Source organism: Solwaraspora sp. WMMD1047 (assembly GCF_029626155.1).
GTDB lineage: Bacteria > Actinomycetota > Actinomycetes > Mycobacteriales > Micromonosporaceae > WMMD1047.
In genome coordinates, this window is record NZ_JARUBL010000001.1 from 3865090 (window position 1) to 3879304 (window position 14215).

A 14215-nucleotide genomic window follows, 5' to 3' on the forward strand; every position below is an offset into this window, starting at 1 on the left:
GCTTGCGCGGGCCGGGCGTCGTTGAGACGCTGCGTCTCAACACGACGAAGGAGATCACGTGTCGGAGGTACCGAACCGACCGCGGGTACGGGTGAACCAGGTGGGTTACCTGTCCGATGCCCCGAAGTTCGCGACCTGGGTGACTGACAAGCCCGGCGGCGTGCCGTTCACGGTCCGCGATCGGGACGGCACGGTGGCCCTGCTCGGCACCTCCACGCCCTGGCCGGTCCGGCCGGAGCCGACCTCCGGACAGTCGCTGCACCTGCTCGACCTGACCGCGCTGACCGTCGTCGCCGACGGATACCGGGTGGAGGTCGGCCCCGACCGCAGCCACCCGTTCCGCGTCGGACCGGACCTGTACGACGGGTTGAGCCGCGACGCGGTCGGACTGTTCTACCTGCTGCGCTCCGGCACCCCGATCCTGCCGGAGCGGGCCCCCGGCCAGGACCGGCCGGCCGGACACGTCGGCGTGCCACCGAACACCGGTGACACGGCGGTACCGGGCTGGACCGGCCCGGAGGCCACCCGGCTCTATCCCGACTGGCGGCCGACCGGGACCTTCGACGTCTCCGGCGGCTGGTACGACGCCGGCGACTACGGCAAGTACGTCGTCAGCGGCGGGATCGCCCTGTGGCAGCTCCTGCACCTGCTCCGACTGCTGCGCAGCAACCGGGACAGGGTCGGTGCCGGAGCCGGATCCGGCGTGGTGCCCGAGTCGGTGGTGGCCGAGGAGTGCCGGTGGCAGCTCGACTGGCTGCTGCGCATGCAGGTGCCGCCTGGCCACCAGTACGCCGGCCTGGCGTTCCACCGGGTACACGGCACGCAGTGGTCGCCGATGCCGGGCCGGGCCCACGAGGACCCGACGACCCGGGTGCTGCACCGGCCGTCCACCGCGGCGGCGCTGCACCTGGCGGCGGTGGCCGCCCAGGGCGCCCGCCTCTTCGCCGCCGACGACCGCGGGTACGCCGACCGGCTGCTGACCGCCGCCCGCGCGGCCTACCGGGCCGCCCAGGCGTACCCGGATCTGGCCGCCCCCGACGACGAGGGGCGCTACGGTGGCGGACCCTACGACGACGCCCGGCTCGCCGACGAGTTCTACTGGGCCGCCGTCGGGCTCTGGCTGGCCACCGGCGAGGAGGGGTACCGCGCCGACCTGACGGCGTCGGGCGAGCACACCGCCGACGTGTTCGACCCGGGCGGCTTCGACTTCAACGCGGTCTCCGCCCCGGCGCGGCTGGACCTGGCGACCGGCGACCGACGGCTCCCCGATCACGACCGGGTGGTCGGCAGTGTGCTCGACGCCGCCGAACGGTTGCTCGACCTGCAGCGCGGTCAGCCGTGGGGGCAACCGTACGCACCCGCCGAGGGCTGGGCCTGGGGCTCGAACGGCCGGATCCTCAACAACCTCGTCGTCCTGGCCACCGCCCACGAACTCAGCGGGGACCGGCGGTGGCGGGACGCCGTGGCCGGCGGGATGGACTACCTTCTCGGCCGCAACGCGCTCGGCCAGTGCTACGTGACCGGCTACGGCACTGACGCCAGCGCACACCTGCGGACCCGTCAGTTCGGCCACGATCTCGACCCGACCCTGCCCGCGCCCCCGGCGGGCGCGCTGGCCGGCGGCGCCAACTCCACCCACACCGCCGGCTTCCCCACCGATCCCCGCCTGGACGGCCTCCCGCCGCAGCTGCGCTACCTCGACGTGCCCACCTCGGAAACCACGAACGACATCTGCATCCGCTGGAACGCCCCACTCGCCTACATCGCCAGTTACCTCAGCCTGTCCGGGCGGCCGGGCTGACCGACGGCCGACGCGATGGAGTGGTCCGGGCTCCCCGACCTGCCTGATCCCGGACCACCCCATCGCGGGTCCACCTCTGCGATCAGCTCCGAACCGCCGCCGCGGTCAGCCGCTCGGCATACTGGTCGACGGTCCGCGCGGACCCCCAGCCCGGCTGCAGGTCCGCCGCCTCGACCCCCACGCCGAACATCCGCCCGTCCGCAGGCCCCTGCAGCCAGACGCCATCGGTGTAGGGGGCGAACAGCGGCGCGTCCGCCGGCATGCCCGCAGGTCGCACCACGGTTGCACCCGGCAGCGGGCTCCAGGTGCTGCGGTCCGCGAGCACCAGGACCGTCCGCGCACCCGGGTTCAGCCGGTTGAGCCGCTCGACCGTCGTTGTCGCGCCGATCCGCATCGCCACGTTGATCACGGTTCCGGCGAGCCCAGCGCCCCGGTCGGTGAGGGCCCTGTCGGAGATAACCCGGTCCACGCGAACCTGGTAGGTGGCGTAGCCGTCATCCCGGTCGATACCGGTGCCGTTCCGATACTCGATCGCGATACCCTCGCCGACCCTGATCAGGGTTCCTGTCACGATCAGGTCGGCGCGTTCCACCGCGTCGGCCGCGGACCGCAACGGCTGGTAGTCCAGGTGCCACCCGGCTCCGGCCTCGGCCGTCAGGGCCTCCACCGACCATCCGGTCCGCTCCGAGGCGGACGGCGCCTGTCCGGACCAGCCGGTCACCGCGACGGCGAGGGCGCCGCAGACCAGCAGCGGTGTCACGATCCGCGCGAGTCGTCCCTGTGGAAACCGCTCCCATGAAAGTCGTCGTACCACCGACGGTCCTCCTGAACTCATCGTTGATCCCGGGGTGCGTGACTAGTAGTGATTGTTGATGAGCGTGATGTCGGACGAGGCGAACCGTCGATGCGCCAAGGCGGTGCTGGTGATCGTTCCCTGCCGCATGGCGCACGGCGTGTGGGTGTGCTCGCCGAGCCCGACGCTGTGCCCAACCTCGTGGACGACGGTCTTCTCCCGGTTTTCTGGTTGCGGCCCGCCGTCCTCGACGATCTGCGGAAAGTTGATACGCACGTTCGCTGTGTCGCAGACGGAGCCGACCGGGACCTGGCAGCGGTACTCCCCGCGGGCGTCCGGGTTGACCAGGCCGCCCTCCATGAACCACACGTCGATGGTGCTGTTGCCACGCGGCCCGGTGGGGCAGGTGTGCCGGAAGAGTGCCGTCATGTCGGTCGGGCCGTCCAACGCCGAGATCATCGCCGTGTGTGCGGTGGCCGGGTCGGTGGTGAAGGTCGAGTGCAGGCAGTAGTCGTGCTGCGACCCGTCGGCCGGTCTGGTCTCCATGACCGCATGGGCCGGGCTCTGCGCGACCACCGCACCGAGCAGGGCCGCCGCGGCCGACACAGCGATCCATCGGGCTGCCCCGCAGATCGCTCGGGAACGGGTATCTCGGACTGAGCGCTCCATCGATTCTCCTTCCGTCGGCTCGTACCCGCACAGCCTGACGGCGCGCCTTCATCGAAGTCGCATGCGAACCGTCATCGAAGTCGCCTGGGACCGGTCAGGGGTGCCGGTCGAGGCCGCGCGGTGCGGCCGTGCTGCCGCGTACGACCAGGGTCGTCGCCAGCTCGACGTGGCTCTGGCTGATCGTCTCGCCGGTGGTCAGGGCCAGTAGGAGCCGCGCGGCGGTGGCGCCCATCTCGCTGACCGGCTGCCGCACCGTGGTCAGCGGCGGTCCGCACCAGCCGGCGTACGAGATGTCGTCGAAGCCCACCACGCTGAGCTCGTCCGGGATGCGTACCCCGACCTGCCGGGCCGCCTCGTAGACGCCGAGGGCCTGCAGGTCGTTGCCGCAGAGGACAGCGGTGGGCGGCTCGGTGAGGCGGAGCAGTTCCGCCCCGTGGGTGCGGCCGTCCTCGAACGAGAACCAGATTCCGGAGCGCAGCAGCTTCTCGTCCAGCGGTGCGCCGCCCGCGTCGAGGGCCGCCCGGATGCCGGCCAGGCGTTCCCGCGCGCAGAGCCGGTCGAGTGGTCCGCTGATCACGGCGATGCGGCGGTGGCCCAGGTCGAGCAGGTGCCGGGCGGCCGCGAAGGCGCCCCGGCGGTTGGCCGCGGCCACCGAGGGCACCGGCTGCAGCGGCTCCCCGGTGGGGTCCACCACCACCACGGGAATGGCGCAGGCGGCCAGCAGCCCGCGCTGTTCCGGTGCGACTCCCATCTGCACGGTGATCACGCCGGCCGGCCGCCGCGACAGCAGGTCCCGTTCCCAGTCGCGACCGGCCGCGGACTCACGTAGCACGTCGGTGAAGCCGACGGCGAAGCCGTGCTCGACCACCACCTGCTTCACGCCCCGCAGCAGCTCGACCGCGACCTGACCCAACGCGCCGTAGAAGACCACCTCGACGCACGCGGCCCGGGTGACCTTCTCGGGGCGCCGGTAGTTCTGCCCGCGCAGCAGCTCCTCCACCCGGCGGCGGGTGTTCGGGGCCACCCCGGGGCGGCCGTTGAGCACTTTCGACACGGTCGGCGGTGAGACGCCGGCCAGCTTCGCGATCGCGGCCACCGTCAGCAGCCCGCCGCGTCGCCGCTCCGGGTCCCCGCCGTTCGCGGTCGCGCCGGCCGCCGGCGTGGTGGCGGTGCTGGTGGCGGTCAGCGGGCGGTCCGGGGTGCCGGCGCCCGATTTCTGCGCGGGCCGGCGCCGCGCCCTGCGGCGTTCGGCGACTTCGCGCAGCAGACGGGCGCGTACCCGCTCCGCCTCCTGCGCGGCGTCGGCGCCGGCTGGCACGGTCTGCGCGAGGTACTGCCGCTTCTTCGACGCGGGATCGACACCCGCGTAGACCCGGACCCGCAGCGATCCGCTCGGCAGTTTCTCTATCTCTCCCCGCGCCCGCCGCTCCGCGCTGTCGGTCGCCATGGGGAGACCGTAGCGCACGGCCCGGATGGCTCCAGGTAGCTCCATGCCGCCGTACCGGCCGTCGTTCGGCTCCACCTGGTCGGAAGGTTTGGCGAGTAGGCGAAATCCGCCTCGTCGGCCACCGGGGTCCGGGCGTCCGTGGAGATATTTCCATCTTGTTTCATGGAGCCGTGAATATTTGCGATAGCTCCACGAAAGTGGATAGTTCCCTGGTCATCGCGTTGGGAACGTCCGATATGGCGGGTACGGAAACAGTCATTGCGGAGACAGACCGGTTCTGCGAGAGTGTGAACTCGATGGATAGGCATCGATTCAGAGGTGCCGGCACCCGCCAACAGCCAAGAGGACGAATCATGACGCAGGATCAGAATGAACCGGTGGGCGGCGAGCGACGGGTGCTGAGCCGTCGAACCGTCCTGACGACGGTGGGGGCCGTGTCGGTCGCGGCGGTCGCGGTGGCGGCCCGGGCCACGGATGCCGCGGCCGCGGCGGCGAACATCAATCCGTCGGCGCAGCGGCAGACGATCAAGGGCTACGGCGCCATGGTGCACGCGGCCTGGATCGGCGACCTGACGGCCGCCCAGCGGACCACCGCGTTCAGCACCGGCGAGGGCCAGCTGGGGTTCTCCCTGCTACGGATCCCGGTCAACGAGACCCAGGCGAACTGGAGCCTCGACCTGGCCACGGCCCGGCGCGCGGTCGAGCTCGGGGTGACCGTCTTCGCGTCGCCGTGGAATCCGCCGGCCAGCATGACCGAGACCTTCACCCGCGGCAACCAGACCAACGCCAGGCGCCTGCGGGCCAGCGCGTACGGCGCCTACGCCCAGCATCTGAACGACTTCACCACCCATATGCGCAACAACGGGGTGAACCTGTACGCCATCTCGGTGCAGAACGAGCCCGACTACGCGGCGGAGTGGACGTGGTGGACCGCCGCCGAGATGACCCGGTTCCTGCGGGAGAACGCCGGCTCGATCAGCACCAGGGTCATCGCGCCCGAATCGTTCCAGTACATCAAGTCCATGTCGGACCCGATCCTCAACGACTCGGCGGCGCTCGCCAACGTCGACATCATCGGGGCGCACCTCTACGGCACGCCGTACTCGAACTTCCCGTACCCCCTGTTCAAGCAGCGCGGCGCGGGCAAGGAACTCTGGATGACGGAGGTCTACTACCCCAACAGCAACACCAACTCCGGGGACGCCTGGCCCGAGGCGCTCGACGTGGGCGAGCACGTCCACCGCGCCATGGTCGACGCCGAGTTCCAGGCGTACGTCTGGTGGTACCTGCGGCGCAGCTACGGCCCGATGCGGGAGGACGGGCAGGTCAGCAAGCGCGGCGCGATGATGGCGCACTTCTCCAGGTTCGTCCGCCCCGGATACGTGCGGATCGACGCGACAGCGAACCCGGCGTCGAACGTCTACGTCTCGGCGTACCGCAACGGCGACACCGTTGTCATCGTCGCCATCAACAAGAACACCTCGTCGGTGAGCCAGCAGTTCACCCTGTCGGGCAGCAACTCGTCCGCCAGCGTCGCGAACTGGCTGACCGACGCCAGCCGGACCGTCGCGCGCCAGGGCGCACTCACCATGTCGAACGGCTCCCTCACCGTCACCCTGCCCGCCCGCAGTGTGATGACCTTCGTGACCAGCCTGACCGGCACCTCGACGCCGACCCCGACGGCCACTCCGCCAATCACCCCCACCCCGACGCCCACCAACCCCGGCGGCCCGGGTCCCCGGGTCGCCTACACGATGAACAGCTGGAACTCCGGCTTCACCGCCAGTATCAGCATCACCAACACCGGCAGCTCGACGATCAACGGCTGGACGCTGGCCTTCACCCTCCCGTCGGGCCAGTCCATCACCTCGGGCTGGAACGCCACCTACTCGCCGTCCAGTGGCCAGGTGAACGCCACGAACGTCAGCTACAACGGCACCCTCGCCCCCGGGGCGACCGTCGGCATCGGCTTCCAGGCCACCCACACGGGTAACACCGCCGAGCCGACCGCCTTCACCCTCAACGGCGTCCCCTGCACCGTGGTCTGACCGGCGGGCGGACCTTTCGTGAACCCGGCACACGGCGATTGACCAGGTGCGGCCCCTGCCGGAAGACAGGGGCCGCACCTGACGGCCCGCCGGCCGGGGACGCCGCCGCCGACCAGGTCGGTGGGTCGGGAAGGGGCCTACCAGCCAGCGCGGACGAGCTGTGGTTGTATCTGCCGAGGTCGGGCCGTTCGGTCGACCGCCGGTCGGCAGGCACCGGCCCGGCGATGATCTCAGGTGGCGACATGACGAACCTGGCCGGCGATCCGGTCGACCTGCTGGCGCGCGCGTTGGAGCAGGTCGGTGCGGTGCTCGCGAGTGTCCGCGAGGATCAGCAGGAGCTGCCCACCCCGTGCCGGAGCTGGACCGTGGCCGGCCTTGGCGACCACCTTGTGCACGACCTGAGTCAGTTCTTCAAGACCGCCACCGGCGACCGGCCGGACTGGTCCGAGCCGGTCCCCGCCGTTTCGGGCGACCGGGCCGCCGCGTTCCGCGCGGGCGCCAGCGAGCTGATTGCCGCCTGGCGCAAGGCCGGTGACCTGACCGGCACGATCACCATGCCCGGCATGGGTGAGCTGCCGGCCAGATTCCCCGTCGACCAGCAGACCGCCGAGTTCGCCGTGCACGCCTGGGACATGGCCCGGGCCACCGGTAAGTCGACGGACCTCGACCCGGCCGTCGGGCAGGCGTCGCTGGACTGGATCCGGGGCGCGTTGCAGCCGGCCTTCCGCGGCGCCGAGGCCGACGGCAGGGCGTTCGGCCCCGAGGTGCCGGTCCCCGCCGACGCCCCGCTCTACGACCGGCTCGCCGGTCTCGCCGGCCGCGACCCGAGCCGCACCTGAGCCGCACCAGAGCGGGACCGGAGCGGGACTGGAGCCCGCACCCGAGCCGACCTGGCTGGCCGCTCGGTCAGCTGCCGGGTCGGGGTAGCCGGATGACTCGGCCGGGCCGCCGCAGCGCCGAGGCTCGGACCAGCGCCGACCGGGGGTCGCCCTCCCGGCCCCGGTGCCCGATCGGGACACCCGCCAGTTCGACCCATTCCAGACCCGGTACGTGCGCCGACGCCGGTACGACGGTGATCCGCATCAGCAGCTCACCGACGCCGTAACAATATTCAGACTCGGGTATCCGGATCAGGTCGCCGACGCGCACCGGAAATGGGGTTGACCTGTCGGCGCCGGGTCCGGCGGCGGCGGTCATCGGCTCGTCCCACGGTTGGCCCGGTCGCCTTTGCGAGTTGCCTCGCGGCGCCAGATTGGACCACCATTACGCCGCATAATGGAAAACCGGTTACACACAGTTTTCGCGCCGGCCGGATCGCGGACCAGCGCCGCGCCGGGATAGGGCGGATCCAGTGGCGACGAGGGCCGGTCCGGGCAGCCGCGCCAGCGCAGTCCGCATCGGCAGTAACGCCCCCAGCGCGTCCAGTCGCGGCGGTGGGTCGGCCACATCGGCACCACCGCCGCCGCGCGACTCAAGCCTCTGAACTGCGGAAATCGCATGATCGGACCGCCTGACCTCGGCCGGCGCCCGGGCCGCGCCCGCACGGCAACGACCCGGACACCGGGGATTCGGGGGTACGGGGACACCGGACTCAGGTGAGGGGCGGATCCGATTCCGGTGTCCCCGCGAACCGGCCGGAACACCGATTCTCAGATGATGCTCATCGCGGCACTGGCGCCCGGCAAGAATGCGCGGAATGATCGGGCCGAAGAGCTGATGGATCCAACGTGGAATCAGTCGGGAGGACAACGTGGACGACGCCGGGAGCACCGTTCCGCGCAGGCAACTGGGCCGATACCTGAGGGACCTTCGCGAGCACGGCCACATCACGGTCACCGCCGCCGCGAAGGCGCTCGAATGGTCCCAGCCCCGCATCTGGCGCTACGAGACCGGCCAGGTCCCGATGCACCCCAACGACGTCGAGGCGATGTGCCGCCTCTACGGCGCCGGCCCCCAGACCATCAAGAAGCTCCGCTCGCTGGCCAGCCAGACGAAGGCCGACGGTTGGTGGCACAGCTACGGCGAGGGGATCGTCGAGGAGTGGTTCAAGCTCTACGTCGGTCTGGAGGCAGTTGCGTCCCGGATCCGCCACTACGAGCCGAACATCGTTCCCGGTCTACTGCAGACCGTGGAGTACATGACCGAGGTGATCGCCACCGACCACCCGGACCTGCCGGAGCCGGAGCGGCGAGCCAAGGCTGACGTCCGACTGCGTCGACAGGGCCTCCTCGCCCGTGCCGTCCCGCCCGCTCCACAACTCGACGTGATCGTCAGCGAGGCCGTCCTGCGCCGCCCGCTGCGCGACCTGGGCGCCATGGCCCGCCAACTCGACTACCTGCTCGCCGCCACCCGGCGGCACAACCTCACCCTGCGGGTGCTGCCACTGGCCGCCGGCCTGCACCGCTGGGTAAGCGCGGGGGGCTTCTCCCTGCTCGACTTCCCCGACGACAGCGCTCGCGGTCCCGAGCCGTCGACCGTCTACATGGATGGTCCATGCGGTGCCATCTACCTGGACAAGCCGGCCGAGATCGCCACCTACGAAGAGATATGGACTAGCCTCAATACCGATGCCCTCGATGGGATAGACTCGCTCGCGCTGATCACCGCGCTCGCGAAGGAGTACCGCGATGAAGCTTGACGGCGTGTTCCGCAAGTCCACCCGATCCGGCGGCAGCGGCAACTGCGTCGAGGTGGCCGCGTTGCCGCTGGACGGCGTGTTCCGCAAGTCCAGTCGCTCCGCCGGCAGCGGTGACTGTGTCGAGGTGGCTGCCGTGCCGGGGACCGTTCAGGTGCGCGACAGCAAGGACCCGGCCGGGTCGGTGCTCACCTTCTCCGCCGCCGCCTGGCGCGCGTTCGTCGCCACCCGGTAACGACTCCGTCGCCCGCCGGCACCACCGGCGGGCGACCCGGCACGGCGTTCGCTTCCGGCGTCCGGCCGGCAGCCGGCAACCCGACACTGAATACGTCGCGTTTGCCGCCCCGCCTTGCGACCCCGACCACGCACCGTTGATCGGCAACACCGTGCCCGCTGGTCGCCTGCCTCCGTACGACATGGTTTTGTTTCGGGTAGGTGACGTCGCTCAAATCGAGAAGCCGGATCGGCATTATTCCACCGAGTCATATTTATGCCTGAGAGGCATATTCGCATCCGCGACTGTTGGGTCGACGCCCGCTACCCACAGTGACCCTATCCGGCCGCGTCGCCGGTCGACGGCGCCGGCCCAGCTCGCCTACAGGCAAGGCCCACAGAGCGCGCTGCGGCCTTGCGGCAGCCCGAACGGAAGCGGCTCAGGCGCCGAGAGCGCCAGGGCGACCAGCGGCTCCGGCGCCGGGTCACGCCGCTGGCAGTCGGTGCGGCCCGCCGACTTGACCCGTAAGCATCTTCTTACCTATGTTGGGCGCATGGCCACACACATCCGGTTGTTGTCGTTGCCCGTGCGCGACCAGGACCGAGCCCGCGATTTCTACGTCGATGTTCTCGGCTTCGACCTCGTCCGGGACAACCCGATGGGGCCGGACCAGCGCTGGGTGGAGGTCTGCCCGAAGGGAGGGCAGACGGCGATCACCCTGGTCACCTGGTTCCCGACCATGGCGCCCGGTTCGGTGAAGGGACTGGTGTTGGAGGCTGAGGACCTCGACGCCGAGGTCACCGCGTTGACCGCCCGCGGAGTGACGATCCCCGACGGCATCCAGGAGCAGCCGTGGGGGCGGTTCGTCACCTTCGACGATCCGGACGGCAACGGCATCGTGCTGCAGGCCACCGCTGCCAGCGCCTGACGGATGGCCGCCCCGGCAGCCGTTGACGTGTTCACCGCCATCGCCAGCCCGGTCCGACGCGCCCTGCTCGACGCGCTGCGGTCTGGGCCGCTGGCGGTCCACGAGCTCGCCCACGACTTCGCGATCAGCCGGCCGGCGGTTTCGCAGCACCTGCAGGTGCTGCGGAACGCCGATCTCGTCGTCGAGGAACGGGTCGGCCGTGAACGTCGCTACCGGCTGCGGCCGCAGCCGCTGCGCGAGGTGACCGACTGGGTGAGCCACTACGAGCAGTTCTGGGGCGCCCGCCTCACCGCCCTGCGCGACGTGCTGGACGAGCAGCCGTGAGCGCCGACATCCGCACCGACGCGTTCCTGCCGCACCCGCCGGAGAAGGTGTGGCGGGCCCTGACCGACCCCGTCCTGCTCGCCCGGTGGCTCATGCCGAACGACTTCCAGCCCCGCGTCGGGCATCGATTCACCTTCCGTACCGAGCCCGCTCCGGGCTTCGACGGCGTGGTTCACTGCCAGGTCCTCGCGGTGGAACCGCCTGAGCTGCTGCGCATCAGCTGGGCCGGCGGCCCCGGCGTCGACACCACCGTCACCTGGCGACTCGCGGCCGAAGGCCGCGGCACCCGGCTGTTCCTCATCCATGAGGGCTTCGACGAAAGCGACCCGGGCCAGCAGGCCGTACGCCGGCTGTTGGACGGCGGGTGGCGCACCCACCTCGCCCGCCGCCTCGAACGCACCCTCGGGAGCCTGCGGTAGCCCGTCGGTTGGTACGGCGGACCGTCGCGCAACCGGCGGTCACCGCTCCGGGCGCAGGTCATGTGCGTTACTCCGCTGGGCGAGGAGACGGATTCGACCTGGTAGCCCTCCTGGAGGTTCTCCAGCCCGTCCCAGAGCGGAACGGCTGCTTCTAGCGGAAGTCGTCGGCGTGGTCGACGGCCCACTGCCGGAATGAGCGCGCCGGCGCTCCGGTGATCTCCTCGACGGCTCGGGTCACCGGCTCCGGTGACGCGACCAGGCCCGCCCAGTAGGCCAACGACGCATCCACCACCGCCGGATCACCCCACTCGGCCAGCAGCTGCCGCCGCGCGTCCTCGACCGGGAGTTCGACCCAGCGCACCGGCCGGCCGATCGCCTCGCCGATCAGGCGGGCCTGCTCGATCTGGGTGACCACCTCCGGTCCGGTCAGCACGTACGTCGCCCCGACGTGCCGCCGGTCGGTGAGCGCCAGCGCTGCCACGGCCGCGATGTCCCGCTCGTGCAGCAGGGACCGTCCCGCCTCGCCGTACACCCAGCGGATCTCGCCGGTGGCGGCGATGTCCGCCGCCCAGCCCAGGGTGTTGGTGGCGAACCCGCCGGCCCGTAGGAAGGTCCAGTCCGCCCCGGACCGCCGTACCAGATCCTCGACCTGGCCCCACACCCCGTTGGCCGCCGGGTCCCGGTCGTCGCGGACGTTCATCGCGGAGAGGTAGCAGACGTGTCGGCCGGGACCGGCGAGCACCTCGACGGCCTCGGCCGCGCCGGCGGCGGACATCGACGGCCAGAGCAGGAACACCGCGTCCACACCCGCGACGGCCGGCCGCAGGGTTTCCGGTCGGTTCAGGTCGCCCACCGCCGCCTCGACCCCGGCCGGAAGCCCGGCTGCCCCGGCGTCGCGGACCAGTGCCCGTACCCGCGCGCCGTGGCGGATCAACTCGGCGACCAGGTGCCGGCCCACACTGCCGGTCGCCCCCGTTACCAGAACCTGCATCGTCGTCCCTCCTGCGGTGACGGCGGGGCCGGTCGACCGGCCCCGCTCACCCCCAGGCTGCAACTGCAACCGTGGTTGAGGTCAAGGACTCCCCGCCGTTGACGCAACCATCTGATTGCTATAGGTTGGATGGCAACCGGATGGTTGCTACTCAAGGAGATCGACATGGCATTCCCCGACCGGATCGAGCGCACCCTCGAGATCGCCCACCCGCCGGAGCGGGTCTGGGCCGCCCTGACCACCGCCGAGGGTCTCGGCACCTGGTTCGGCAACCGGGCCGAGGTCGACCTGCGCGTCGGCGGCCAGGCGAAACTGACCTGGGACAGCGGCGACAGCGCCACCCTCACCATCGAACGGGTCGAACCCCCGCGCGTGTTCGGCTACACCTGGCCGCTCTACGGCCTGCCCGACGGCGACCCGCGACGCAGCTACGTCGAGTTCACCCTGGAGCCCACCGACACCGGCACCATCCTGACCATGGTGGAGAGCGGATTCGCCCAGCTGCCCGACGCCGACCACCAGAAGGCCCACGGGGGCAACACCGAGGGCTGGACGAACGAGCTGGGCGAGCTGGTCGCGTACCTCGATGGACAAGCCTGACCTGGAGGCGGTGGCGCAGGAGGTCTTCGCGGCCCTGGCCGACCCGAGCCGGCGAGCGATCCTCGCCGCGCTCGCGGCCGGCGGTCCGGCCACCGCGACCGACCTGGCCGCCCGCCTGCCGATCACCCGGCAGGCCATCGCCAAACACCTCGCGCTGCTCGCCGACGCGGGGCTGGTGGTGGCCGAGCCGGGCGAACGGCGCCGGGTCCGCTACCGGTTGGACTCCGCCCCGATGAAGGTGGCCCAGCAGTTCCTCGCCGCCCTCGCCCGCGACTGGGACGGACCGCTCGCCGCCCTACGGGACCGGCTGCGGTGACAACCGACCGCCCCCGGGCGGGTCGTCACCGCCCGGTCCGCAGCGTGAGCACGTAGGTCGCGGTCGACGCGACGACCCGGTCGGCGTCGCTGGACAGCTCGGTGAGGGCCGCCGACGCCGCAGGGCCCGGGATCTCCGCGAGTGCCTGGGTCAGCCGTCCGCGTACGGCCGGGTCGGCGGTGTCGTCGGCGAGGCGGTCGACCAGCCTGGCGACGATCTCGTCCGCCACCACCGGATCGCCCGCCAGCGCGCCCAGCGCGTCGGCCGCGTCGACGTCACTCACGGCGTCGACCACCATCTCGACGAGGGTCGGGATCGCGTCCGCCACGCCACGCGGCCCGAGCGCCAGCGCCGCATACCGGCGCACCGCCGGATCGGGACTGGCCAGAGCGTCTTTCAGCAGCGCGGTGGCGCGCTCGTCGGGCACCTCGGCGACCGCCTCGACCGCGCGTCTGCGCACGTCGGGCGCAGCCGCCCCGAGTCCCTCGGCCAGCAGCGCCAACGCACCGTCGCCCGACTGCACCAGCGCCCAGCGCAGGGCCCCGGCGACGTTCGGGTCGGCCTCGTTCAGCGCCGCCTCGACAAGCGCCGCCACCGGCGTCGGGGTGCCCTCGGCCGAGGCCAGGGCCGCGCGCTGGCGCCTCCCGGCGCTCTCCGACCCCAGCGCGTGCAGGAGCGCGACGGTCTGCAGCACCTCCTCCCAGTCCGCCGGCTCCGCCGCGCCGATGCGATCCAGCCGGGTGAGCAGCTCCGTCTCGGTGGCGATGCGGTCCCGGGTCCGGCGGATCAGGTCGTCGACGAGCTGGCCCGGCGCGAAGTCGGGATCGTCGAGCGCACGCCCGATGTCGCGCAGCGACAACCCCAGCGACCGCAGGCTCTCGATGTGGAAGATCCGGCGGATGTCCTCGCCGGAGTACTCCCGGTAGCCGGCCACGGTGCGACCCGTTGGCCGCACCAGGCCGAGCGACTCGTAGTGCCGGAGCATGCGGGCGCTGACCCCGGAGCGCCGGGCCACGTCACCGATCAACAC

The 14215-nt window shown here is 71.5% G+C and carries 16 protein-coding genes; 10 read left to right on the plus strand and 6 right to left on the minus strand.

All coding sequences use genetic code 11. The annotated features are described in order from the left end of the window. Nucleotides 1–58 precede the first annotated feature (58 nt). A complete protein-coding gene (locus tag O7627_RS17550) occupies nucleotides 59–1801 on the plus strand; it encodes a glycoside hydrolase family 9 protein (protein WP_278094598.1) in 1743 nt (580 codons plus the stop codon). Nucleotides 1802–1883: 82 nt separating this feature from the next. Here O7627_RS17550 and O7627_RS17555 read toward each other — a convergent pair whose 3' ends face one another. The 3 genes from O7627_RS17555 to O7627_RS17565 form a co-directional block, all read right to left on the minus strand. After that, the gene (locus O7627_RS17555) at nucleotides 1884–2561 is read right to left on the minus strand and encodes a hypothetical protein (protein ID WP_278094599.1); all 678 of its coding nucleotides are present in this window, start codon (nucleotides 2559–2561) and stop codon (nucleotides 1884–1886) included. A 96-nt stretch (nucleotides 2562–2657) separates the two neighbouring features. After that, entirely contained in the window at nucleotides 2658–3200 is a 543-nt protein-coding gene (locus tag O7627_RS17560; protein WP_278094600.1) for a hypothetical protein, read from the minus strand. 157 nt (nucleotides 3201–3357) lie between these two features. Further along, a complete protein-coding gene (locus O7627_RS17565) occupies nucleotides 3358–4710 on the minus strand; it encodes a LacI family DNA-binding transcriptional regulator (RefSeq protein WP_278094601.1) in 1353 nt (450 codons plus the stop codon). A 353-nt stretch (nucleotides 4711–5063) separates the two neighbouring features. Between O7627_RS17565 and O7627_RS17570 the strand changes: the two genes are divergently transcribed. Continuing rightward, on the plus strand, nucleotides 5064–6758 hold the full coding sequence (locus tag O7627_RS17570; protein WP_278094602.1) for a cellulose binding domain-containing protein: 1695 nt from the start codon (nucleotides 5064–5066) through the stop codon (nucleotides 6756–6758). A gap of 242 nt (nucleotides 6759–7000) precedes the next feature. Further along, nucleotides 7001–7597 (plus strand): TIGR03086 family metal-binding protein, encoded by a 597-nt coding sequence (locus O7627_RS17575; RefSeq protein WP_278094603.1) that lies wholly within the window; start codon nucleotides 7001–7003, stop codon nucleotides 7595–7597. A 67-nt stretch (nucleotides 7598–7664) separates the two neighbouring features. On the opposite strand, the gene O7627_RS17580 is transcribed toward O7627_RS17575, so the two are convergent. Then, a complete protein-coding gene (locus O7627_RS17580) occupies nucleotides 7665–7955 on the minus strand; it encodes a hypothetical protein (protein ID WP_278094604.1) in 291 nt (96 codons plus the stop codon). Nucleotides 7956–8508: 553 nt separating this feature from the next. Between O7627_RS17580 and O7627_RS17585 the strand changes: the two genes are divergently transcribed. The 5 genes from O7627_RS17585 to O7627_RS17605 all read left to right on the plus strand — a co-directional run bounded on the left by O7627_RS17585 (nucleotide 8509) and on the right by O7627_RS17605 (nucleotide 11278). Then, the gene (locus O7627_RS17585) at nucleotides 8509–9396 is read left to right on the plus strand and encodes a helix-turn-helix transcriptional regulator (protein WP_278094605.1); all 888 of its coding nucleotides are present in this window, start codon (nucleotides 8509–8511) and stop codon (nucleotides 9394–9396) included. Beyond that, the gene (locus tag O7627_RS17590) at nucleotides 9386–9628 is read left to right on the plus strand and encodes a DUF397 domain-containing protein (RefSeq protein WP_278094606.1); all 243 of its coding nucleotides are present in this window, start codon (nucleotides 9386–9388) and stop codon (nucleotides 9626–9628) included. The genes O7627_RS17585 and O7627_RS17590 overlap by 11 nt, the downstream gene beginning before the upstream one ends. 532 nt (nucleotides 9629–10160) lie before the next feature. Beyond that, nucleotides 10161–10535, plus strand: a complete 375-nt coding sequence (locus O7627_RS17595; protein ID WP_278094607.1) for a VOC family protein — start codon at nucleotides 10161–10163, stop codon at nucleotides 10533–10535. Nucleotides 10536–10538: 3 nt separating this feature from the next. Further along, nucleotides 10539–10859: a metalloregulator ArsR/SmtB family transcription factor gene (locus tag O7627_RS17600; RefSeq protein ID WP_278094608.1), complete on the plus strand. Its 321-nt coding sequence runs from the start codon at nucleotides 10539–10541 to the stop codon at nucleotides 10857–10859. Continuing rightward, entirely contained in the window at nucleotides 10856–11278 is a 423-nt protein-coding gene (locus O7627_RS17605) for an SRPBCC domain-containing protein (protein ID WP_278094609.1), read from the plus strand. The genes O7627_RS17600 and O7627_RS17605 overlap by 4 nt, the downstream gene beginning before the upstream one ends. A gap of 151 nt (nucleotides 11279–11429) precedes the next feature. Here O7627_RS17605 and O7627_RS17610 read toward each other — a convergent pair whose 3' ends face one another. Then, complete coding sequence (locus O7627_RS17610) at nucleotides 11430–12269, minus strand: NmrA family NAD(P)-binding protein (protein WP_278094610.1); 840 nt, start codon at nucleotides 12267–12269, stop codon at nucleotides 11430–11432. A 165-nt stretch (nucleotides 12270–12434) separates the two neighbouring features. Between O7627_RS17610 and O7627_RS17615 the strand changes: the two genes are divergently transcribed. Together O7627_RS17615 and O7627_RS17620 are read left to right on the plus strand one after the other, a co-directional pair. Then, nucleotides 12435–12869, plus strand: coding sequence for an SRPBCC domain-containing protein (locus O7627_RS17615; protein WP_278094611.1), 435 nt, complete (start codon nucleotides 12435–12437; stop codon nucleotides 12867–12869). Continuing rightward, complete coding sequence (locus tag O7627_RS17620) at nucleotides 12856–13185, plus strand: helix-turn-helix domain-containing protein (RefSeq protein WP_278094612.1); 330 nt, start codon at nucleotides 12856–12858, stop codon at nucleotides 13183–13185. Before O7627_RS17615 ends, O7627_RS17620 begins: the two co-directional genes overlap by 14 nt. Nucleotides 13186–13210: 25 nt before the next feature. Here O7627_RS17620 and O7627_RS17625 read toward each other — a convergent pair whose 3' ends face one another. Further along, on the minus strand, nucleotides 13211–14215 hold the full coding sequence (locus O7627_RS17625; protein WP_278094613.1) for a HEAT repeat domain-containing protein: 1005 nt from the start codon (nucleotides 14213–14215) through the stop codon (nucleotides 13211–13213).

Excerpts from the sequence above, each read along its gene's own strand:
- O7627_RS17610 (WP_278094610.1), bottom strand. The coding sequence starts at position 12,269 with ATGCAGGTTCTGGTAACGGGGGCGACCGGCAGTGTGGGCCGGCACCTG.
- O7627_RS17615 (WP_278094611.1), top strand. The coding sequence starts at position 12,435 with ATGGCATTCCCCGACCGGATCGAGCGCACCCTCGAGATCGCCCACCCG.
- O7627_RS17620 (WP_278094612.1), top strand. The coding sequence starts at position 12,856 with ATGGACAAGCCTGACCTGGAGGCGGTGGCGCAGGAGGTCTTCGCGGCC.
- O7627_RS17565 (WP_278094601.1), bottom strand. The coding sequence starts at position 4,710 with ATGGCGACCGACAGCGCGGAGCGGCGGGCGCGGGGAGAGATAGAGAAA.
- O7627_RS17600 (WP_278094608.1), top strand. The coding sequence starts at position 10,539 with ATGGCCGCCCCGGCAGCCGTTGACGTGTTCACCGCCATCGCCAGCCCG.
- O7627_RS17580 (WP_278094604.1), bottom strand. The coding sequence starts at position 7,955 with ATGACCGCCGCCGCCGGACCCGGCGCCGACAGGTCAACCCCATTTCCG.
- O7627_RS17575 (WP_278094603.1), top strand. The coding sequence starts at position 7,001 with ATGACGAACCTGGCCGGCGATCCGGTCGACCTGCTGGCGCGCGCGTTG.
- O7627_RS17590 (WP_278094606.1), top strand. The coding sequence starts at position 9,386 with ATGAAGCTTGACGGCGTGTTCCGCAAGTCCACCCGATCCGGCGGCAGC.
- O7627_RS17570 (WP_278094602.1), top strand. The coding sequence starts at position 5,064 with ATGACGCAGGATCAGAATGAACCGGTGGGCGGCGAGCGACGGGTGCTG.
- O7627_RS17595 (WP_278094607.1), top strand. The coding sequence starts at position 10,161 with ATGGCCACACACATCCGGTTGTTGTCGTTGCCCGTGCGCGACCAGGAC.